At 42.3% G+C, this 19,718-nt stretch carries 26 protein-coding genes; 16 read left to right on the plus strand and 10 right to left on the minus strand.

The window, feature by feature from the left end; translation table 11 throughout:
- Window positions 1–67: 67 nt before the first annotated feature.
- The 16 genes from V7O67_RS05800 (at window position 68) to fpoO (ending at window position 12,036) form a co-directional block, all read left to right on the plus strand.
- Window positions 68–517, plus strand: coding sequence for an Lrp/AsnC family transcriptional regulator (locus V7O67_RS05800; protein ID WP_342305801.1), 450 nt, complete (start codon window positions 68–70; stop codon window positions 515–517).
- 79 nt (window positions 518–596) lie between these two features.
- Window positions 597–1,016 carry a DUF22 domain-containing protein gene (locus V7O67_RS05805; RefSeq protein ID WP_342305799.1) on the plus strand — a complete coding sequence of 140 codons (420 nt, stop codon included), beginning with the start codon at window positions 597–599 and terminating at the stop codon, window positions 1,014–1,016.
- Window positions 1,017–1,053: 37 nt separating this feature from the next.
- Window positions 1,054–1,560 carry a hypothetical protein gene (locus tag V7O67_RS05810; RefSeq protein WP_342305797.1) on the plus strand — a complete coding sequence of 169 codons (507 nt, stop codon included), beginning with the start codon at window positions 1,054–1,056 and terminating at the stop codon, window positions 1,558–1,560.
- A gap of 270 nt (window positions 1,561–1,830) precedes the next feature.
- Window positions 1,831–2,223, plus strand: coding sequence for a F420H2 dehydrogenase subunit FpoA (gene fpoA / locus V7O67_RS05815; protein WP_406656681.1), 393 nt, complete (start codon window positions 1,831–1,833; stop codon window positions 2,221–2,223).
- Window positions 2,211–2,756 (plus strand): F(420)H(2) dehydrogenase subunit B, encoded by a 546-nt coding sequence (gene fpoB, locus V7O67_RS05820; RefSeq protein WP_406656682.1) that lies wholly within the window; start codon window positions 2,211–2,213, stop codon window positions 2,754–2,756. The genes fpoA and fpoB overlap by 13 nt, the downstream gene beginning before the upstream one ends.
- Window positions 2,757–2,765: 9 nt before the next feature.
- Entirely contained in the window at window positions 2,766–3,242 is a 477-nt protein-coding gene (gene fpoC, locus V7O67_RS05825) for a F420H2 dehydrogenase subunit FpoC (RefSeq protein ID WP_406656683.1), read from the plus strand.
- A gap of 9 nt (window positions 3,243–3,251) precedes the next feature.
- Window positions 3,252–4,376, plus strand: a complete 1,125-nt coding sequence (gene fpoD, locus V7O67_RS05830) for a F420H2 dehydrogenase subunit FpoD (protein ID WP_406656684.1) — start codon at window positions 3,252–3,254, stop codon at window positions 4,374–4,376.
- A gap of 5 nt (window positions 4,377–4,381) precedes the next feature.
- On the plus strand, window positions 4,382–5,407 hold the full coding sequence (gene fpoH, locus V7O67_RS05835) for a F420H2 dehydrogenase subunit FpoH (protein ID WP_406656685.1): 1,026 nt from the start codon (window positions 4,382–4,384) through the stop codon (window positions 5,405–5,407).
- Between the two features lie 4 nt (window positions 5,408–5,411).
- On the plus strand, window positions 5,412–5,855 hold the full coding sequence (fpoI, locus tag V7O67_RS05840) for a F420H2 dehydrogenase subunit FpoI (RefSeq protein ID WP_406656686.1): 444 nt from the start codon (window positions 5,412–5,414) through the stop codon (window positions 5,853–5,855).
- Complete coding sequence (locus V7O67_RS05845) at window positions 5,840–6,118, plus strand: NADH-quinone oxidoreductase subunit J (RefSeq protein WP_406656687.1); 279 nt, start codon at window positions 5,840–5,842, stop codon at window positions 6,116–6,118. Before fpoI ends, V7O67_RS05845 begins: the two co-directional genes overlap by 16 nt.
- Entirely contained in the window at window positions 6,108–6,416 is a 309-nt protein-coding gene (fpoJ, locus tag V7O67_RS05850; RefSeq protein ID WP_406671212.1) for a F420H2 dehydrogenase subunit FpoJ, read from the plus strand. Before V7O67_RS05845 ends, fpoJ begins: the two co-directional genes overlap by 11 nt.
- On the plus strand, window positions 6,413–6,715 hold the full coding sequence (gene fpoK / locus V7O67_RS05855) for a F420H2 dehydrogenase subunit FpoK (RefSeq protein ID WP_406656689.1): 303 nt from the start codon (window positions 6,413–6,415) through the stop codon (window positions 6,713–6,715). The genes fpoJ and fpoK overlap by 4 nt, the downstream gene beginning before the upstream one ends.
- Window positions 6,716–6,717: 2 nt before the next feature.
- A complete protein-coding gene (fpoL, locus tag V7O67_RS05860) occupies window positions 6,718–8,730 on the plus strand; it encodes a F420H2 dehydrogenase subunit FpoL (protein ID WP_406671213.1) in 2,013 nt (670 codons plus the stop codon).
- The gene (gene fpoM / locus V7O67_RS05865; protein ID WP_406656691.1) at window positions 8,730–10,217 is read left to right on the plus strand and encodes a F(420)H(2) dehydrogenase subunit M; all 1,488 of its coding nucleotides are present in this window, start codon (window positions 8,730–8,732) and stop codon (window positions 10,215–10,217) included. Before fpoL ends, fpoM begins: the two co-directional genes overlap by 1 nt.
- 3 nt (window positions 10,218–10,220) lie before the next feature.
- Window positions 10,221–11,672: a F(420)H(2) dehydrogenase subunit N gene (gene fpoN, locus V7O67_RS05870; protein ID WP_406656692.1), complete on the plus strand. Its 1,452-nt coding sequence runs from the start codon at window positions 10,221–10,223 to the stop codon at window positions 11,670–11,672.
- Window position 11,673: 1 nt separating this feature from the next.
- The gene (gene fpoO, locus V7O67_RS05875; RefSeq protein ID WP_406671215.1) at window positions 11,674–12,036 is read left to right on the plus strand and encodes a F420H2 dehydrogenase subunit FpoO; all 363 of its coding nucleotides are present in this window, start codon (window positions 11,674–11,676) and stop codon (window positions 12,034–12,036) included.
- A 91-nt stretch (window positions 12,037–12,127) separates the two neighbouring features.
- Here the strand turns inward: fpoO and V7O67_RS05880 are convergent, their stop codons facing one another.
- From V7O67_RS05880 to V7O67_RS05925, 10 genes are all read right to left on the minus strand, one after another.
- A complete protein-coding gene (locus V7O67_RS05880; protein ID WP_342305781.1) occupies window positions 12,128–13,417 on the minus strand; it encodes a GntP family permease in 1,290 nt (429 codons plus the stop codon).
- 61 nt (window positions 13,418–13,478) lie between these two features.
- Window positions 13,479–14,084, minus strand: a complete 606-nt coding sequence (locus tag V7O67_RS05885; RefSeq protein WP_406656698.1) for a hypothetical protein — start codon at window positions 14,082–14,084, stop codon at window positions 13,479–13,481.
- 10 nt (window positions 14,085–14,094) lie between these two features.
- Window positions 14,095–14,721 (minus strand): hypothetical protein, encoded by a 627-nt coding sequence (locus V7O67_RS05890; RefSeq protein ID WP_406656699.1) that lies wholly within the window; start codon window positions 14,719–14,721, stop codon window positions 14,095–14,097.
- 121 nt (window positions 14,722–14,842) lie between these two features.
- Complete coding sequence (locus V7O67_RS05895) at window positions 14,843–15,364, minus strand: hypothetical protein (RefSeq protein WP_406671217.1); 522 nt, start codon at window positions 15,362–15,364, stop codon at window positions 14,843–14,845.
- 43 nt (window positions 15,365–15,407) lie between these two features.
- Window positions 15,408–16,034, minus strand: a complete 627-nt coding sequence (locus V7O67_RS05900) for a chemotaxis protein CheC (RefSeq protein ID WP_342305777.1) — start codon at window positions 16,032–16,034, stop codon at window positions 15,408–15,410.
- A gap of 17 nt (window positions 16,035–16,051) precedes the next feature.
- Window positions 16,052–17,065 carry a DUF3795 domain-containing protein gene (locus tag V7O67_RS05905; RefSeq protein ID WP_342305776.1) on the minus strand — a complete coding sequence of 338 codons (1,014 nt, stop codon included), beginning with the start codon at window positions 17,063–17,065 and terminating at the stop codon, window positions 16,052–16,054.
- A gap of 54 nt (window positions 17,066–17,119) precedes the next feature.
- Window positions 17,120–17,593 carry a chemotaxis protein CheD gene (locus V7O67_RS05910; protein WP_342305775.1) on the minus strand — a complete coding sequence of 158 codons (474 nt, stop codon included), beginning with the start codon at window positions 17,591–17,593 and terminating at the stop codon, window positions 17,120–17,122.
- Between the two features lie 2 nt (window positions 17,594–17,595).
- Window positions 17,596–18,207, minus strand: a complete 612-nt coding sequence (locus tag V7O67_RS05915) for a chemotaxis protein CheC (protein WP_406671218.1) — start codon at window positions 18,205–18,207, stop codon at window positions 17,596–17,598.
- A 14-nt stretch (window positions 18,208–18,221) separates the two neighbouring features.
- Window positions 18,222–18,836 (minus strand): chemotaxis protein CheC, encoded by a 615-nt coding sequence (locus tag V7O67_RS05920; RefSeq protein ID WP_406671220.1) that lies wholly within the window; start codon window positions 18,834–18,836, stop codon window positions 18,222–18,224.
- Window positions 18,837–18,893: 57 nt separating this feature from the next.
- Window positions 18,894–19,718: a CheR family methyltransferase gene (locus tag V7O67_RS05925; protein ID WP_406671221.1), complete on the minus strand. Its 825-nt coding sequence runs from the start codon at window positions 19,716–19,718 to the stop codon at window positions 18,894–18,896.

Genomic DNA, 19,718 nt, shown 5'->3' on the forward strand with positions numbered 1-19,718 from the left:
CACATATTGTTGGATATGCTGATTCAAACGGAAATATTTATTATTATGGACATATAATTATATTATCATGGATGACGTTGACCTCGCGATATTAGAACGCCTTTCCAAGAATTCAAGGATGCATAGTACTGAAATTGCAACCGATCTTGGCCTGGCGACATCTACAGTGCACAAAAGAATCGAAAAAATGCGTGAAACAGGTACTATTCATGAGTTTACTGTCAAAGTGAATACCACAGAGGTTGGCCTGAATGTCACGACTTTTATAGGGGTTAACATTGAGCAGAACAAAAGAATCAATATAATAAACCGCCTAAAGAATATCGATGACATATTGGAAATATATGAATTACTTGAACCTTATGATATATTACTGAAAGTGCGGACATTTGATATACATTCACTGAAGGAAAATGTTTTGCAGGTACTGGGGAATATGGATGGTATAAAGGATTCTCAAAGCATTTTGACAACAAAGTGCCATAAAGAAGTAAGTTGTATAATTCTTAAAAAGTGACTATCTTATATCATGATTATTCGTTATGTTTATGCAAAATTTATATATAGTTACAGGTTAGTTTCGTTTTAGTGGTTTTATGAAGAAAGAAGTGATCCAGGTTGTCTCCAGAGAAAATGGAGAATTGTCATCTAAGCAAGTAAAGGCCGCACCATATGAATTTACCATGGCAACCCGTGCAAAATGGGAAATGGTGATCTCGAATGAGGATACTGAGGTACGTGCAGGTGAATTCAAAAAAATCAATATAAGAGAAATACACCTGGAACCGGACATGGTTGCTCTTCCATGTACTTTCACCCATCATGCAGTTGTTTCATTGGTCAAGGTAGGTGCAAAGGGTGGTGCCAAGCCGGTTGACAGTGAGCGTATAATAAATTCTGCCTACGTACTGGGCCAGGAGTCTGGCAAAGTCAGAGAGGGTGACCTGCTGGCAGTGCTTAATATATTTCCTATAATGTTTACTCGTGAGGCTATGACACCAAAGTCTCTTAAGTAGGTATACAAAAAGAAGATAAATAAGGGGAGGGTGTTACGTGGAAACTTGTGATATATGTAGTGAATTGCAGGACTTTAAACTTTATGAAGGGTACAATATCTGTACTACCTGCGCGGATATCATGGAAGATGTTATGGGTGAGTATTTTCTTCGTGCGATCTGGAAAAGCGAACCGAAGGCACATGGTGCTTATTTGAATTATCTCAATAACACTTCAAAGTATATCTCTGATTACAAAAAGATCTCGCAGAAATCAGACCGGCATACAAAAGATGTCAGTGCTCGTGTTTCAGATGCACTTGTAAATGATACTGGACATCCTTCAAAAAGACGTTATTTCGAGCACATGCAAAAGGTTCTTGAGTGGCTGGAAAAAACACCGCATTTCTATCATTACTACTTCAAGGATTATTACGTATGTCCTGGATGCAATGCTTCAATTTTTGATAAATACAAGCGCATGGATCTTGGTGACTGGATGGTCATCTCATGTTCTGAATGTGACACTGTCATCAAGAAGTATTTCTCTCCAAAAAGTGTGTGACTTACTTTTTTTTCCTGCAATCAATTTTAATTAATTTCTTTTTTTCTATACTAGTATTTATTGGCTTGCTTTTCAGGCTTTCAACATCGTAATTAAGACAATTTAAATATAATGAATTAATATCAACTAATATCCAACTCAGTCTATTGAAAAATATATCAAAAGATATGATTTGTTTCATAAAATTGTAGATTTATTTATATGAAAAACTGCACGGAAGGTGTTTTATACATATAATAAGTCTACGTAATAACTCTCAGGAGAATTGTTATGTCAGAAATAATCGATATCAGTAACATAATATTTAGTTACATACCGGTTGCAATCATTCTTGTTGTGGCATTAGTGATGCCTCCCCTGACAATGTTTCTTGTAAAAATGTTGAGTCCGAGGAGTAAATCCGCAGCAAAATATCAGACATACGAAGCTGGTTCTCTCCCTATAGGAGATGCGAGGATACAGTTCAATGTCGAGTATTATCTTTATGCCATTGCTTTTGTTCTCTTTGATATAGAAGTCCTGTTCCTTTATCCATGGGCTACTATTTTCCAAGGGCATGGAATTACCGAGATAGCAACCGTCGAAATGTTGGTCTTTATTTTTGTTGTATTGTTCGGCTACGTCTACCTGTTGAAGAAGGAGGCTCTTAAATGGATGATGTAGAGCAAATTGAACCTGAAGTCGTAAGATACGATGACGTTCCGGGTGTAGCACTCACCGACTCGAATGCCCTCGCCGACTTCCTCAAAAAGACCAAAGTTCAGGACGTCCTCAATTGGGGTAGGAAAAATTCATTGTGGTTCATGGTAAACGCAATGGGTTGCTGTGGTGTGGAACTCCTTGCCACAGGTATGGCACACTATGATACTGATCGTTTCGGTATTATTCCACGTAACTCCCCAAGACATGCTGATGTAATGATCATCAGTGGGTATGTGACAAAGAAATACCTGCCAGCCCTGAAAAGAGTCTGGGACCAGATGCCTGCACCAAAGTGGGTCATATGTTTTGGAGATTGCGCGATCAGTGGCGGACCTTTCTATGAGTCATACAGTACCCACCAGAATGTCGATGAGATATTCCCTGTAGATGTTTTTGTTCCGGGATGTCCTCCAAGATGTGAAGCCCTGATCCAGGGATTTGTTGAGCTTCAGAAGAAAATTGAAGCAAAGAAGGATAAGGGTACTGATTATTGAGGTGAATCAATGGATGCTAATTCTATTATTGCTTCACTCACCGGCAAGTTCCCTGATGACATATTTGATACAGGTATCGAATCAGACATCAGGATTATTGCCAAAGTGAAGCCTGAAAACGTAGTGGAAGTATGCCGCTACCTCAAGGAAGACCTGTCTTTCGGACACCTTTGTTGTGAATTCGGAGTTGACTATCCGGACAGGAACGAGATCGAAGTAATATATATAATAGGTTCTTACGAACACCCGGTTGTACTCACCATGAAGGCTCTCCTTCCAAGGGATAACCCGGAGATTGAATCCGTAGTACCTGTATACTGGAATGCGAACTGGTACGAAAGAGAAACGTACGAACTGTTTGGTGTGAAGTATCTTAACCACCCTGACCTTAGACCTCTTGTTCTTCCAACAGAGATGCTCGGTGAGTGGCCACTTCGTAAGGATTACGAAGGCTTCCCCAACAAGACTGCCAGGAATTTGGTGTGAGGTTTAATTATGGATGAAAAAGTTGGACCTTCTGAAATGATTGTGCACCTTGGCCCACAACATCCCATGCTGCCAGGCCCATTCAGGCTGAATGCGAAGTTGAGGGGTGAGACCGTTGTGGACTCTGAGGTAGAAATGGGTTTTATCCACAAGGGTATTGAAAAGATCCTTGAAAACAAGACATATCTTCAGGGTATTACCATCGTGGATAGGATTTGTTATCTTGCAGCGATGACCAATGAAGAGGCATACGTTGGCTGTGTTGAGAAACTTGCAGGCATAGAAGTTCCTGAAAGAGCCCAGTACATCCGTGTGATCATGGAAGAGCTTTCCAGATTACAGAGCCACATACTTGGTATGGGGGAGTATGCGTCCTTTATTGGATTCGTGAGTATGTTTATGTATACCATCAAGGACAGGGAAGATGTGATGTCACTTATTGACTCCGTTACAGGAGCACGTATCACACACAGTTACCTGCGTTTTGGTGGTGTAAAGGATGATCTTCCAGAGGGCTTTAAGGACGATGTAAAGTACGTCTTTGGAAACCTGAGGAAGGCTGTTGATAATTATGAAGAGCTGTATAGTACCGACGAGATCTACAAGGCAAGAACTGAAGATATAGGTGTACTCACAGCAGATGTAGCAAAGGATCTCGGAGTGTCTGGACCACCACTCAGGGCAACAGGAGTTCCTTTTGACATACGTAAGGATGAACCTTATCTTGTTTACGATGACCTTGATTTCAAGGTATGCACAGAGACAGCCGGCGATGTCTACGCCAGAATCCAGGTACGTCTGGATGAGATGCGTGAAAGCATGTACATCATTGAACAGTGCCTTGACCAGATGCCATCAGGACCACTCTTCCCGGAGGATACTCCGTATGGCAAGAGATCACCGGTCATGAGAATCCCCGCAGGAGAGGTTTTCCATCGTGTGGAGGACCCAAGAGGAGAAATGGGATTCTATATGGTATCCGATGGATCGGACAAACCCTACCGTGTGAAGGTCAGAGGACCGGTATACCCTACATTGCAGACATTGCCACCACTTCTCAAAGGTGTCAAGGTTGCAGATATTGTAGCGATTGCCGGAAGTATGGACACATGTACCAGTGAGGTTGACAGGTGATTATTATGGAATTACCGGAAATTCTTTTCAATCCTTTAGTAAGAGCTATTATTGGTCTGTGTCTCATGGGTGTCGTCTTCACAGGTGCATGTGTAGTCATATGGTTTGAGCGTAAACTCTCTGCAGATATCCAGCAGAGATATGGTCCTATGAGGGTAGGTCCTCACGGATTACTCCAGCTCGTTGCCGATGCTATCAAGCTGTTCACGAAAGAAGATATTATCCCGAAAAATGCCGATAAACTGTTGTTTGTCTCCGCACCTATTGTCCTCCTGGCATCTGTTTTCCTCATGCTGGTGGCAATTCCCTTCGGTGCAGTAATAATAGATGGTGTGAGTTACCCGATAGTGGCAACAGAAATGGATATCAGTATCCTCTACATTGAAGCCATGTCGGCTATTTCTATAATCGGTATTTTCATGGTCGCATACAGTGCGAACAATAAATACTCTGTTCTTGGTGCTTTCAGGAACTTTGCACGTATGATCGGATACGAGGTTCCACTCGGTATCTGTATCGTAAGTGTTGCTGTAATGGCAGGTTCACTGAATATTGTAGAGATCGCAGAAGCACAAAGTCCTCTCTGGTTTATAATCAAGCAACCACTGGGATTCATTGTGTTCTTCATTGCTCTTATGGCAGACATGGGTCGTCTTCCCTTTGACCAGAATGAGTCCGAGGAAGAGCTCATTGCCGGATGGATGACCGAATACACAAGTATGAGATTCGGTTACTGTTTCTTCGCAGAATATATTCACCTGATACTTGGCTCAATGCTCCTTACATTGTTGTTCCTAGGTGGCTGGAACCTGCCTGCAGCTTTGACTGCTAACCCTGTACTTGGTCTGATACTCCCGACAGCTTTCTTCCTTTTGAAGGTAGCACTGGTAATTCTTGGAATTATCATGGTCAGGTGGGCTGTCCCAAGGTTCAGGATCGACCAGGTGGTTGACCTTAGCTGGAAGAGACTTCTGCCCTTATCCCTCCTTAACCTCGGATGGGTAATCGGACTGGGTTTGCTGGGGGTGTGAATAGATGGTTATCAAAAATGTAATTAAAGCCGTTAAGAACATTTATTTCGGCCCTCCTGTTACGAGAATGTGTCCGGAAGTTCCTACAAAGCTTTCAGACAGGTTCAGGGGCTTACAGAAACTTGATAAAAGTAAATGCATAGGTTGTGGAATATGTGCCAACACATGTCCCAACAATGCTATCAAGATAGTCAGGGCACGCATAGGTCCTGACAGTAACAAGCAGAGGTGGTTCCCTGCAATAGATGTCGGCCACTGTCTTTTCTGTGGTCTTTGTATCGACCAGTGTCCTAAAGAGGCATTGTCAAGCACAAAGGTGTATCTGACAGGTGTCATTCGCTGGAACCACAAGGACCTTCTCTTTACGCCTGATATGCTGGCGAGAGAAGTTGACATTAATGCTGAAGAAGAAGCAGGAGAGGAGGTGAGCAGATGGACACCTCAATAGGCACAATAATCGAATTAATCATTTTTGCGATTCTGGCACTCGTATCGATAGTGTTCTCACTCTTTGTAGTGACCTCTAAAGATGTAGTAAGGGCGGCAATCGCGCTGGTAGTTGCAATGTTTGTTATTGCAGCTTTCTATATACTGCTCAATGCACAGTTCCTTGGTGTTGTCCAGGTACTGGTATATGTCGGTGCAATAGGAGTACTGATCCTGTTCGCAGTTATGCTTACAAAGAAGGAGTTTGGTTCAGATGTTGAATAAAACAATCTCATTCTCCTTGATGCAGATAATCACGTCTGCGTATAACTATCTGAAACCACGTATATTGGGTATGGTAGTTGCGCTTCTGTTCCTGTCAGTCATACTTGTGGCAGTTGCTTCAACTGGCTGGCCATCTGTTGACCAACTCCCACAGAACCTTGCCGACCAGAGTAACATAGAGGGAATCGGAGTACTGATATTCACTGATTTCGTGGTACCCTTCGAGATTCTTTCGATCGTACTGTTGTCCTCACTGATGGGTGCTATTTACATGGCAAAAGGAGATGGTAAGCAATGATTCCGGTTGAACTATACATAGGACTTGCTGTTATCATCTTCTCCATAGGTCTCTATGGGTTCATGACTCAACGCAGTGGTATCCGCATGCTGATGAGTGTCGAGCTTATGCTTAATGCTGCAAATCTCAATCTTGTTGCATTCTCAAGCTACAATGCAGACCTTACCGGTCAGGTATTTGCTATGTATTCCATAGCATTGGCAGCATGTGAGGCTGCAATCGGATTTGCGATACTCATGGCAATCTTCAGGATGAAGGACACTATCAATCTTGACGCGTTTAACGTATTGAGGTGGTAAAAATGGCAGTTGAAGATTTAGCATTCTTAATACCACTATTACCCGCACTTGCCTTTGTGCTGACCTTCTTCCTCGGGAAGAAACTGCCTACCGGCGGTGCGATAATTCCTATAGCAGCGATCGCGACATCTTGTGTGATATCCCTGCTCATAACAATAAACCTGCTTCAGAATCCTGAAGAAGTTATTAATCAGTCTTACAGCTGGTTTGCGATGTTTAATATCGGTATTCTTATCGATCCGCTTGCAGCTGTAATGCTCTCAATGGTGACATTTGTCAGTCTGCTTATCCACATATATTCGACAGGCTACATGTCACATGACAAAGCACCTTCCAGATACTTTGCAGAGACTGCATTGTTTACAGCTTCAATGCTGGGTCTGATTCTTTCAGACAACATACTGCAGCTCTTTATCTGCTGGGAACTTGTAGGTGTATGTTCATACCTGCTTATCGGTTTCTGGTACCAGAAGCCTTCCGCTGCCAGTGCGGCAAAGAAGGCGTTCCTGACAACCAGGGTCGGTGACGTGATGTTCCTTGCAGGTATTGTCATACTCTTCGCAGATCTCTTCAAGATCTACGGTGGCACAGTTCCCGATGGTGTCTACGTACTCAGGTTCGATGAGATATTCGCTCAAATTCCGGAAATTGCAGCAATGCATGTAAACATCCTCGGAATGGAAGTGAGTCACATTACTATCATAACACTGCTCTTCTTCGGTGGTGCGGTAGGTAAATCAGGTCAGTTCCCGCTTCATGTGTGGCTTCCTGATGCAATGGAAGGTCCTACGACCGTTTCAGCTCTCATCCACGCAGCAACAATGGTTACAGCCGGTGTCTATCTGGTTGCAAGGACGTTCCCGATGTTCATAGCAGCACCAAGCTCCCTGCTGGTAGTTGCATACCTCGGTGCTTTCACAGCGATTTTCGCAGCGACCATGGGTATAGTAATGAATGACTTGAAGCGTGTACTTGCATACTCCACTATCAGCCAGCTCGGTTACATGATGCTCGGTCTTGGTGTCGGAGCTGCGATAGGCGCAGAAGCAGTCGGTATTTCACTCTTCCACCTGATCAACCACGCATTCTTCAAGGCTCTTCTTTTCCTGTGTGCCGGTAGCGTTATCCATGCAGTAGGTACTCATGATATGAGGCAGCTCGGAGGTGTGGCCAAGGTCATGCCGATAACGGCAGCAACAATGATCATTGCAGCATTTTCACTTGCAGGGTTCGGTATACCTGGTACAATCATTGGTTTCAGTGGTTTCTTCAGTAAGGATCCTATTATCGAGAGTGCATACCTCTTTGCTGAGGGAAGTGGAATGTGGTTGCCATACCTGTTCTCTATCGTTGCAGCATTGCTGACTTCCCTGTACATATTCAGGCTGGTCTTCATGACATTCTTCGGCAAGCCACGTACGGATTACGGAGGACATGAGTCACCTATATCAATGACTATCCCGCTCTCAATCCTTGCATTGTTCGCATTGTTCTTTGGTGGTCTGGCCTCAAAGACATTCAACACTTTTGTAAGTGATACCTTCATGAACAATTTCGTGCATGTGGACATTTCCGAACTTGCATCACTTGGTGGCTACCACCTTGCAGAACATGCAGGACATGAGCCACTGCTCATTCTCTGGATGCCAGTGATAGTTGCAGTCGCAGGTCTTGTGGTTGCTTACCTGATATACGGAATGAAGATAGTTAACATGGATAACCTTGTTTCAAGGAATAATCCGATATACAAGCTTCTTTACAACAGATACTACCAGAATGCGATCTACACGGATTTCTTCTCTGTAAAGGTCATCTATGAAGGCCTTGCATGTGCAGGCCGTGCGATAGATACCGGATTTGACTGGACTGTTAACTGGATAAGCGACTTCACACTCGAGGCAGGAGATTCACTGCGTCAGTTCCAGACTGGAGTGATACAGACCTATGCAACCTATGTGGTGGCAGGAGTAGGTCTGCTGATAGTCCTTATCAAAGTGATTCTGGAGGTACTCTGATGTTGCCGATATTATCTTTGATCGTGCTGATACCTCTGATATTCGCAGCACTTACTTTACTTACAAAAACAAAAGAACAGGCAAGAGCAATAGCCCTTGTAACCACAGTTGCAGTACTGATACTTACACTGTATATGTACTTCAACTTCGACAGTACGACAGCAAATACCCAATTTGAAGAATTGTACCAGTGGGTACCATCCCTCGGTATAAACTATCATCTTGGTGTTGACGGAATCGGAATGCCATTGATACTTCTCAATGCAATCGTACTTCCATTCCTGATACTCTTCACATGGAACGACGACAGGAAGTCACCAAACAAGTTCTATGCACTCATTCTGGCAACAGAGGGTGCGGTCATTGGTGTATTTGCAGCACTGGACTTCTTCCTGTTCTACATATTCTGGGAACTGACCCTCATACCGCTCTTCTTTATGGTGAGCATCTGGGGTGGACCCAACAAACACCACGCAGCAATCAAATTCTTCATCTACACCCACGTAGCATCTCTTGTAATGCTGCTCGGAATCTTCGGACTGTACTTCGCAGCCTGGGACATGACAGGAACACCAACCCTGGATATTCCAACTCTGCTGTCCCAGTTCCAGTTCATTGAATCCGGTACGTTGAAGGATCTCATCTTCCTTGCATTGCTGTTCGGTTTTATCGTGAAGATCCCTGTATTCCCATTCCATTCATGGCAACCCGATGCGTATACCGAGGCACCTACCGCAGGCAGTGTGCTCTTTGTAATGCTCAAGATCGGTGGATACGGTATCTTCAAGATAATGCTCCCACTGCTCCCATTCACAGCATCAACTAATCTGATGATAACTATAATGGCAGCACTTGGTGCAATCAGTATAATATACGGTGCATTCCTTGCGCTCGCACAGAGAGACCTCAAGAGAATGATTGCTTATTCCAGTGTAAGTCACATGGGATACGTACTTCTTGGTGCAGCTGGCCTGGTTTCACTTTCTATATCAGGAGCGATGTTCCAGCAGTTCTCACACGGTTTGATCATGAGTGTTATGTTTATGGCCAGCGGTGTCATTAACACGGTTGCAGGTACAAGGATAATCAATGACCTTGGAGGGCTTGCACAGAAGATGCCAAAACTGGCAGTCATCATGGTGTTGACCTTCATGGCATCCCTTGGTCTGCCAGGTCTCAGCGGTTTTGTTGCAGAGGTATCTGTCCTTGCAGGCTCCTTTGTGAACCTGCCGGCTTATGTGATAATCGCATTGCTTGCAATCGTGATAACCGCAGCATACCACTTGTGGGCTCTGCAGAGGGCAATGTTCGGTGTATTCAATGAAAAACTCGGTACAATTGTTGATATCAATGGTTATCAGACATTGTCAATGGGAATCATTGCAATACTCATACTGTACTTCGGACTTAATCCAAGCCCGGTGCTAGATATGATGTTGACAAATTCAGAACAGATAACCAGCCTCATGGCTGCTATGGGGGTGTAATTCATGGATCTGATGTTACTGGCTCCTGAACTTACACTTGCTATAACAGGCCTGGCTGTATTGCTTATAGGCCTCTTCCTGCCAGTTGGTGCAAAGAAGATGCTTGGATACCTTGCAAGTCTGGGTATCCTTATTGCGCTGGTACTGACAGTTACCAGCCTCGGAACCGAAGCGACAATGTTCAATGACACGATATCCATCGATGCATTGTCCCAGTTCTTCAAGATAGTCTTCCTTGTGGTTGCACTGCTTTTTGCGATTGCATCCATCAAGTATACAGAAGGCAACAATCATACAGAAGAATTCTTCTCCCTGGCAATTTTCGCTACCATCGGTATGATGTTCGTAGCATCTGCAAATGACATCATGGTCCTCTTCGTCGCATTTGAGCTTGCAAGTCTTGCAACCTATGCACTTGCCGGATTCGAGAAGACCAACCAGAAGTCGCTTGAAGCTTCAATGAAGTACTTTATGATCGGTTCCCTTTCGGCAGCCCTTCTGCTCTTTGGTATAAGCTTCATCTACGGAATGACCGGTACAACCAGCATTCCCGCAATTGCAGCAGCTGCAGGAGACCTTGTAACAAACCCGATCGGACTTGTTGCAGTAATTCTTCTGCTAGCAGGATTTGGTTTCAAGATTGCTCTTGTGCCATTCCATATGTGGGCACCTGATACATACCAGGGTTCACCATCAGTGGTCTCATCCCTGCTCGCTGCAGGTTCCAAGAAAATGGGTATTGTTGCTGCATTCAAGGTATTTATCGTTGCCCTGATCGCATTGCAGGCTGAATGGCAGATAGCCTTCGCTATTCTTGCAGTCGTGACAATGACCTACGGTAATGTGGTTGCACTGTCCCAGACCAGTGTTAAGAGGATGCTTGCATATTCATCCCTTGCACAGGCAGGTTATATCTCAATGGCATTTGTGGTGCTCACACCTATGGCACTTGGTGGTGGCATACTCTACGCACTATCGCATGGCTTCATGAAGGCAGGAGCTTTCATAGCAACCGCGGCGGTAGTGTATATGGTACTGTCCGAAAACAAGGATGCTGAGGACCCAGACCATCTGGACAACTTCAGGGGTCTTGGAAGGAGGATGCCAATCACAGCACTCTCCATGACTATCTTTGTGTTTGCATTGGCCGGTATACCTCTCACAGCAGGTTACATGAGCAAGTTCGTACTGTTCTCATCAACCATACAGTCAGGATTTGTATGGCTTGCTGTTATCGCAATACTTAACAGTGCACTGTCACTATACTATTACGCAAAGATTGTGAAATACATGTACTTCCTGCCAACAGATGCCGACAAGGTATCAGAGCCTCTTCCATACACAATCGCTCTTGTAATAGCTGTGATTGGTGTTCTTGTGATTGGTTTCTGGTCCGAGCCGTTTGTCTACTGGGCAATGGAAGCAGCAAAAGTATTGATCCCCGGAGGTATGTAATATGGCAGATTGCAATCTGTGTGGAGTCGCTATACCCACAGTTGTTCCGGTGCAGGTCTTCAAGCCAAAGTATGCTCACTCCTATCCTCATGGAATGTGGCAGGGACTTTGTGAAGGATGCCTGAATGCTGCAAAGAAAAGCTTCGACAAGCAATCTGAATCCCCAAGCTGTGGCTCAGCAGGCAAATGCGAATTCTGCGGTGCTATAGCACAGTTGCATGATGTAACAATCAGCAGACCTTCATTCTCAAAGGGTGCTGAGGAAGACACTGTTCAGCTCTGCAAGAAGTGCCTTGGTTCCATTGACCAGGCACATGATGCATGGGAAACAGAAAAAGCTGAAGAAGAACACGAACATCATTAAGCATTAAAACAGAAGACCGGTCTTTACCGGTCCTTTTTTTCATTTATTCTAAGTTAGCAGTCTGTTTTCTATTTTTTCTTTGCGCTTTCATTCAGTAAAAGAGTAGATATGCTACACCCGTAAGCGTAAGGCTGATGATTCCCATCACAGCACCACCCAGTGTATAACTTTTCAGAACCTCAGCGGTTTCCAGTTCTGCCAGATCTTTATAGATCCAGAAGAACGGGTCATTGAAATGTGAAATAAGAAATGTTCCCGATGCCATTGAAAAGAGCACGATCTCTGTAGGTAATCCAAGAACCGGCATAAGAGGTATCACTATTGAAGGTGCCACCAGCATTGTGACAACCCTTGAACCCTGGACACTCTGTATTGCAACAGCAATGAGGAAAGGAATAAGAAGTGCAGGTATATTCAACCCTGTAAGTAGTCTTCCCATCTCTTCGCCTACTCCTGTAGTTGCGAGAATGGCACCAAGAGCGCCTCCTCCACACATATCCAGAATGACAACGCCACTTCTTTTAACTGCTTTTTCAATCCATTCCCTTACATTATCAGGACTATATTGTCTGTATGCAAACAAAATAGCCATAATCACTCCAATGAGCAGAGCCATATCTGGCTCTCCCAGAACATTGAACAATGTTATATTTGTAAATACATCGGCAAGAATAAGTGCAACAGGAAGTCCTATTGGTGTGTAGGCAGCAAACCTTCCGAAATTGACCAGCTCGCTGGAAACCTGTTCATAAATATCATTCTCTAATGTAGGTTCATCCTCTTTTCCAAAAATGCAGAACTTTGTAGCATAAAAGTAGCCCACCATGGAAACTATAAATGCGAGAACTATGCCCGGTAATAATATATCACTCTTATGAACTCCAAGTTCAAAAGCTGCTGAATAGATAACAGGCGATGGATATACAAGGTTGTATGATGCCAGTGTCCCAAAAACAAGAATTGATGCGGTTAGTACTTTTGGGAAACCTTCTTTTAATCTGATTTCTTTTGCAACAGGGATGAATATAACATAAGCAAGGATGCAGCACATAAGCGGTACAGCAAAGACAAACCCAAGGATGTTGAGACCAAAAAGTGGTTTTCTTGATATTCTGATTACATCAGCGGCGATTATTTTAGCACCGCCTGTCCTGTGTAGTATAAGGCCGATTATACTTCCGGCAGTGATAATAATTGCAAAATTGGAAAAGACTTTTCCCATTCCGCTTGTAATTACACCGATGGTCGTTGATGCTTCACCTGCAAGAATGCCTGTAATAACTGATGTTAAAATAAGACCCAAAAAAGGATGTATTCTCAACCTTGCGGTAAGAAACAGTATAAGTATCAGGGAAAAAAGGAAAACTATTATGGGATGCATCAATAGAAATCGGTTTTAGAGTGGTATAAATCTTCCTACCAACTCCAAACCAACTCTATTTTTAATCTTCAACATACAGGAGGTAAAGACAACTGTTTTCACGCATTTCCATAAAACCCTGAGTTTCGGAAATGCCTGCCTTTTCCAGAAGAACCTTCTTCCATGATTCTGGAGGGAGTGCAATTTCGCCCGTATATGCTTTTGCACCTATCTGCGCGTACTGAAGAGGTTTTCCCCCGACTGTTATTCTCTTTGCAACCTCTTTCCTGTAAGTCTGGTGCATCATGCATGCACTGTGGGCGGCTGAAGGCTGTATGGTATGATTGAAATGGTCTGTGGCTTCAATGTGTACGGGATTGAAATTGCCTATCCTTTTTATGTATTCCCTGATAGCCTTTGAGAACGGACATATTTTAGTTACGAATCCGCACTTACTAATCTGTTCAATTCTCTCAAAGGAGGAAAATACGGATTCTCCGCTGCCAACTGCACTTGCAAAATCGTCCCATGTCTCATATTCTTCCTCTGGAACGGATTTAGCAAGGGACTGGGCCTGTCCAACCATATAATTGGTAAAGCCTTCTACTCCCTGTTTGTCAGAAATATCCTCGAAGAAGAGGAATACAGAAACGTCAACAAAAGGATTTGATTCGATGTTTTCTGCCATATTATCACCATTATTCGATTATTTCCTCACCTGCACTTTTGCCTTTCACGATCAAAGCAAAAACACAAGATGCACTACGAAGTATGCTTTTTATATGACGTTCGTCCACGTTTATTCTTGAAAGGTTTTCAGGCACCATCTTCACGTCCCCTGTCATTCCTTTATTAGCAAGCTGGAGACATTCGAGTGCCTGTTTTGCAACAGTAATATTGTTAGCTGCAACTTCCCTGAACTTCTGGTGTGTGATGCAGTAATTAGAGACTGCAGAGTCCCTGATACGATTATTGTAACTGTCGGCAACATCGGTGTCTGAATCCGGAATCGGACCTATCCTGGAAATGTATCTTCTCATAGTAGGGGCCATAGGACAGGTTTTAAGTGCATAGACATAACCAATAACATCTCCGTCCTTGTCTATAATTGCCAGGTCTGTCAATACGTTCACTTCACCTTCAACGGTGAGTGAGGTTCTACCTTCTTTCATTGCTACGTTAAAGGCAGGCCAGCCAACATAAGCTTCCTTTCCCATCCTTTCCGCATAGCTTTCACCAACACGGAGCCAGTATTCTACAACACCCTCCGTTCCTGCTTTGCTGACCATATCGTCAACAAGTGAATATATTGCGATGTCCATCATTGTTACGGGTCTCCTTTATTCATCTCGCACCTTTGCGCCTTAAATACTTTATTTATATATTAATTGCACTGATAGTTTTTATTCTTTACCATTGAATTCAATTGTTTATATTAAAATGAGCTTATTTTTTATGCCATTGCAGTTCCGGATTCTCAGGATACAATTGTTCAGTAGTTGCATTATCTTCTTCTATTATCTGCATAGCTTCGTTTTCTGACTTAACCGTCATCTCAAAAGGAGTCTCACCTGCAACATCGTATCTGAGAAAAAGCCGTCCGTCTTCTGCCATCAGTAATCTGACATGGTCATGACTTAAAGATTCAAGTCCAATTTCATGCCCTTTTTGGCTTTTTGCTGCCCATACATTAAGCTCAGTCTCTGCTACATATGAAGCTTTAATAAGTCCATTATTAAGTCCGTTTATCTTGTCTTCTTTGACTGGAGTAATATCCATGTCATCTACAATAGAATAAGATAGATCGTTTGAAGTGATGTTTCCGGAAAAGAATAATTTGGTTGCTACAGAATCATCTGTGTTTACACCTGTTCTTACAAGTGAATGCAGCATCTTAGTGAATCTAGTTCCCTTGTCACTATCTTCAGTATTTGATCGTTCCAGATGCTGTGTCCAGATATTTTTCATAAAAGTCAACCGTTAAAAAATCAATTATTATTAAAAACCAAGCTCATCCCAACATATTTCTGATAGAACCTTGCATTTTATCGAGTGATTGTGGGTCCAGTAAAAGGAACATATCACCATAGATGGTTCCTGCTCCAACGTCTTTCTCCGAGGAGTATACCATAAACATTGTTTCAATATTCAATATATTCGCAGGTTCTTTTTCCATTATGGATGTCCCCTTTTCAAGTATATCCATAATAGGCCCTATGCTTATATCGGGTACTGAATGCATTATTTTGAGGTCAAGAAAAGATGATAGTGAATTAAGATATGATCCTGCAATTATATTTCCAGTTTCAAGAAGTGCAGATTCATGTATACTTGGATCATCATCATGCTCGATGCTTTGCAGTAACAAATTGCTAAGATAAACAGCATTTCCAAATTCGAACAATAACATTGCGAGACCATTAATGTCCCCGTAAATAGGGATCATTATACCTGTCATGGTTATTGAGTCCGGTATCATATCAATGATGGCGGATGGTTCGAACAGCCTGGCATCGGATAGATTAAGCTGGACACGTTTCTCTATCATTTTGGAAAGGGAAGTAGTTGCATTTCCCATGCCTATGCTTCCTATTTCCTTGAAAGCATCTATCGTGAAATTATCCAGTTCTTTACCCATTTAAGTCCTTCCTGAAATTATTCTAGTTCAACGTGTACATTTTGGTCCATGAAGAATTTCTCTCCAACGTAGAATCGAATGTATTCTTCGTTTCCACCTTTTATGAGGCGGATTCTTGTACCTTCTTCTTCTGCAAGATTTAAGAACAAACCTTCAAACCTGGCTACAATTTGCTCTTCATGTGCGGCCTTGTTGATCATTCCAATAAGGAGTAGTTCATTTGCTGCAAATCTTTCGACCATTTCTGACATAAATTCGTAGGTCTCTTTTTCTCCTTTTGTGAGAAGCAGCTGACTAATAGGTTCAAAGATCACTGCACATCCTTTTGGGAGCTTGCTCGTAAGTTCAAAGAAGTTGTCAAGTTCATCTGTTGGTAATTTGATAATTCCATCTTCATTACTTAGCTGATCACTTGTAGATGAGATTTCTATGAACTTCATTGCGCCTATATCCATAAGGTCTCCGATCTTTTCCTTATACATGGCTGTACGTGGTTGGGTGGATACAAGAACTGTATTTACCATTTCTCCATAAAGACGTAGGCTAATCTCGATAACAGAATCTTCGTATCTGGTCTTTGGTGTATATTCTACTAATGTGGATCTCTTGAGCAAAGTGGATATTTGATCTACTTCCGGGATATTCTCGATATCTTCTTCCGAGTGTAGTGGTTTTGTGAATACCATTCCTTCTATGAGATAATCTCCAAGCTTTTCCCTTGGCACTGTCCTGAAAGCCTGAAACATCAAAAAACCAGCAGCTGCAAAGATAGCAATGTAAACAGAACTCCAAAATCCTAAGAACAGGAATATCGTTTCAGTAATATCTGTATCCTGTGAACTTATTGCAATAGAAGGGAAGATTGCTGATGTGATAAGGAATATAGATGTGAGTGCAAGAAGCAACCAGGCAATGGATCCTCTTTTTGTTTCTAAGTATACTTTCACCCAGTAATATATAGCCGCAAATCCACATGCCATTGATATGGAAATGAAAATAATGTGTATTATCGTTATATCTGGAGTTAACATCCTGTTGCCACCTATATTTTGTACTCAGCACATATATTAAACTAATTATATATATCAATATGTTTTTATGCCTTTGATTGCACTCTTGACAGTAAGTTCTCCGTTTTCAGTGTCAAGTATTATAGTACGTCCATAATTAAGTCCTGTATCCTGTGCAATAATGGGAATTTTAAGTTCTTTTAGCGTTTCTTTTGTAGCAGTCACATTTCGTTCTCCTATATTGAGCTGAGCGTTGGAATTGAAAGAAAACATACTTGCACCACCTGCGATCTTGGCAATTGTCCTGTGTTTATAGGCTCCCAGGTCAACCATACCGTCAATTAGTGCAGGTATGCCTGTGTCTGCAAATTTAGCAATGTTCTCTTTTGACCTTGCCTGCTCAATACTGGGGAGCATAATGTGTACCATCCCGCCAACGCCAGTGCTTTTATCGTACAGCGAAATGCCTACACATGACCCAAGTCCAAGAGTCGTTATTTTTTCAGGTTTTTTCGCTACTGCGCTATCGGCCATTCCCACTATAATCATGCTTATCTCGTACGCATTTCTTCTATCTTTTCAAGTACAGATTGTAATGAAGCTGAATCAAGTAACATGTACATGTCACCGCTCATACTATGGTATTTATCTTCACCCACAACTTCAAAAAGGGTAGTTAAGCCGAAAATATGGTCGATTTTCCCATTCATATGCAGCTTTGCTTTTTTGAATATCTCATTAGAGTTTCCTTCAGATACTATTGGAATAGAAGGTATGATCGAAAGATTGAGGAACTTCGAAAGAGCATTGTAGTAACTTCCTGCAAGTATATTGGTAACTTCAATAAAAGCTGAAGTTTTCATATAATTATCCTCCTCGGAATTTTCTTTGAGAAGCATTTCAGATAATGCCTCAGAATGTTGTTTTCTGATTATGAGTATGAACCCTCCGTTCATATCACCCATTACCCTCACAATAGCTCCAATCCTGTCTTTGTTTGTGTCATTATTTATGTCTTGTACACTGAGCAATGTAAGGGCTGAACTGCTTACATTGACTGATTTTCCAACAAGCTGGGAAAGAGCCGTAGTAGCATTTCCCATTCCGATATTGCCTACTTCGTTCAGTGCATCATAATAAAATTTGTCAAGTACTATGTTCATTTTTCTCACTCCTGTCAAATCATTTTATCGATCCGTTCAAGTATAATGTCCATCGAATCAGGATCGAACAAGGTCAGGAATATACCATTCATTCTGTTACCTTCGATCATGAACAATGTATCAAAAAGTAGTGCATGCTCTGCCTTTTCGCTCATCTCGATAAGCATGTGATCCATGATTGCACCCAGCATATCAAACGTCTGCATGGGTGGTGATATCTTGAGGTCCAGTCCAAGGAACTCGGATAGGGAGCTCACGTAAGAACCTGCAAGGATATGTCCGACCTCTTCTATCAGTGATTGGTTCATTTCGGTTAATATATCGATATTTTCTTCACCACTGATGGTACTGCATATGGCCTCAGCTGTTTCCTTCGAAAGCAGCATCATGATGTAGCCGTTTACGTCTCCTTCAACATGCATTATCACTCCTGAAGCTACAGTATCGGCACCTCCTGCGATTTCGGGAATCTTTTCTATCTTTTCGATCTTGAGCTCAGGGACCTCTATCTTAATTTCTTTTCCAACCATTTTAGAAAGCGATGTAACAGCATTGCCAACGCCAATATTGACAATTTCCTTTAATGCACTGATCTGTAACTCAGTCAGATTTGATATTTTATCTTTCATGCGTTCTCTCCTGAATCATATTTTAGATGTGTTGTCACTTCTAACAAAGCATCGATGTCATTTGGCGTATATTCTCTCCTTCGCATTGAAAGATTTGAAAAGGTCTTTTGATGGTCCGATTAAGGTTTCAGTCTTACCCATTACAAAGAATCCATCTTTACCCAATGCACTATAGAAATCCATGTAGAGTTGTTCCTGAAGTTCTTTCTGGAAATAGATGGTGACATTCCTACAGAACACGGCATCAAAACCATTCATTTTAGGGCCTGAAATAAGGTCTTGCTTTTTAAATTGTGCAATTTTTTTAAGTTCATCAGAAATTATGTAGTTGTTCTCTTCTCTGGTGAAGTATTTGTTCAGGAAAGCAGGCCTTACATCCTTCATTTCAGTCTCGTTGTAGACTCCTTGCTGGGCATGCTGGAGGCTGGCTTTATCAATATCAGTACCTGTTATGGTGATATTGTATCTCTTGATGCTATTTCCCAGAATATGGTGGAATAACATTGCAATGGAATAAGCTTCGACACCTATCGAGCAGCCTGCACTCCATATTTTAATGGATTTATTCAGGCCGGTGCTCTTTGACTTTATAACAGCCGGGAACACTTCCTCCTCGATAATATCATAGACCTCTGAATTCCTGAAAAAATTTGTAACATTAACTGTCAGGGTTTCCAGAAGTTCAGGATACTCAGTGTTGCTGCTTTGAAGCAGTTTCACGTAGTCTTTGTATGTTTTGGAATTGGTTGCACGCAATCTGACATCTAGCCTTCGTTTAAAGTGTGTGTCCTTATATTGTTCACAATTAAATCCAAGTTTCCTCTGTATCAGTGTTTTTAGGATTACGTAGTCATCGTCATTTTTTTGAATGGGTTTAAGCAT

The sequence above is a fragment of the Methanolobus sp. ZRKC4 genome, from assembly GCF_045291305.1.
Classification (GTDB): domain Archaea; phylum Halobacteriota; class Methanosarcinia; order Methanosarcinales; family Methanosarcinaceae; genus Methanolobus.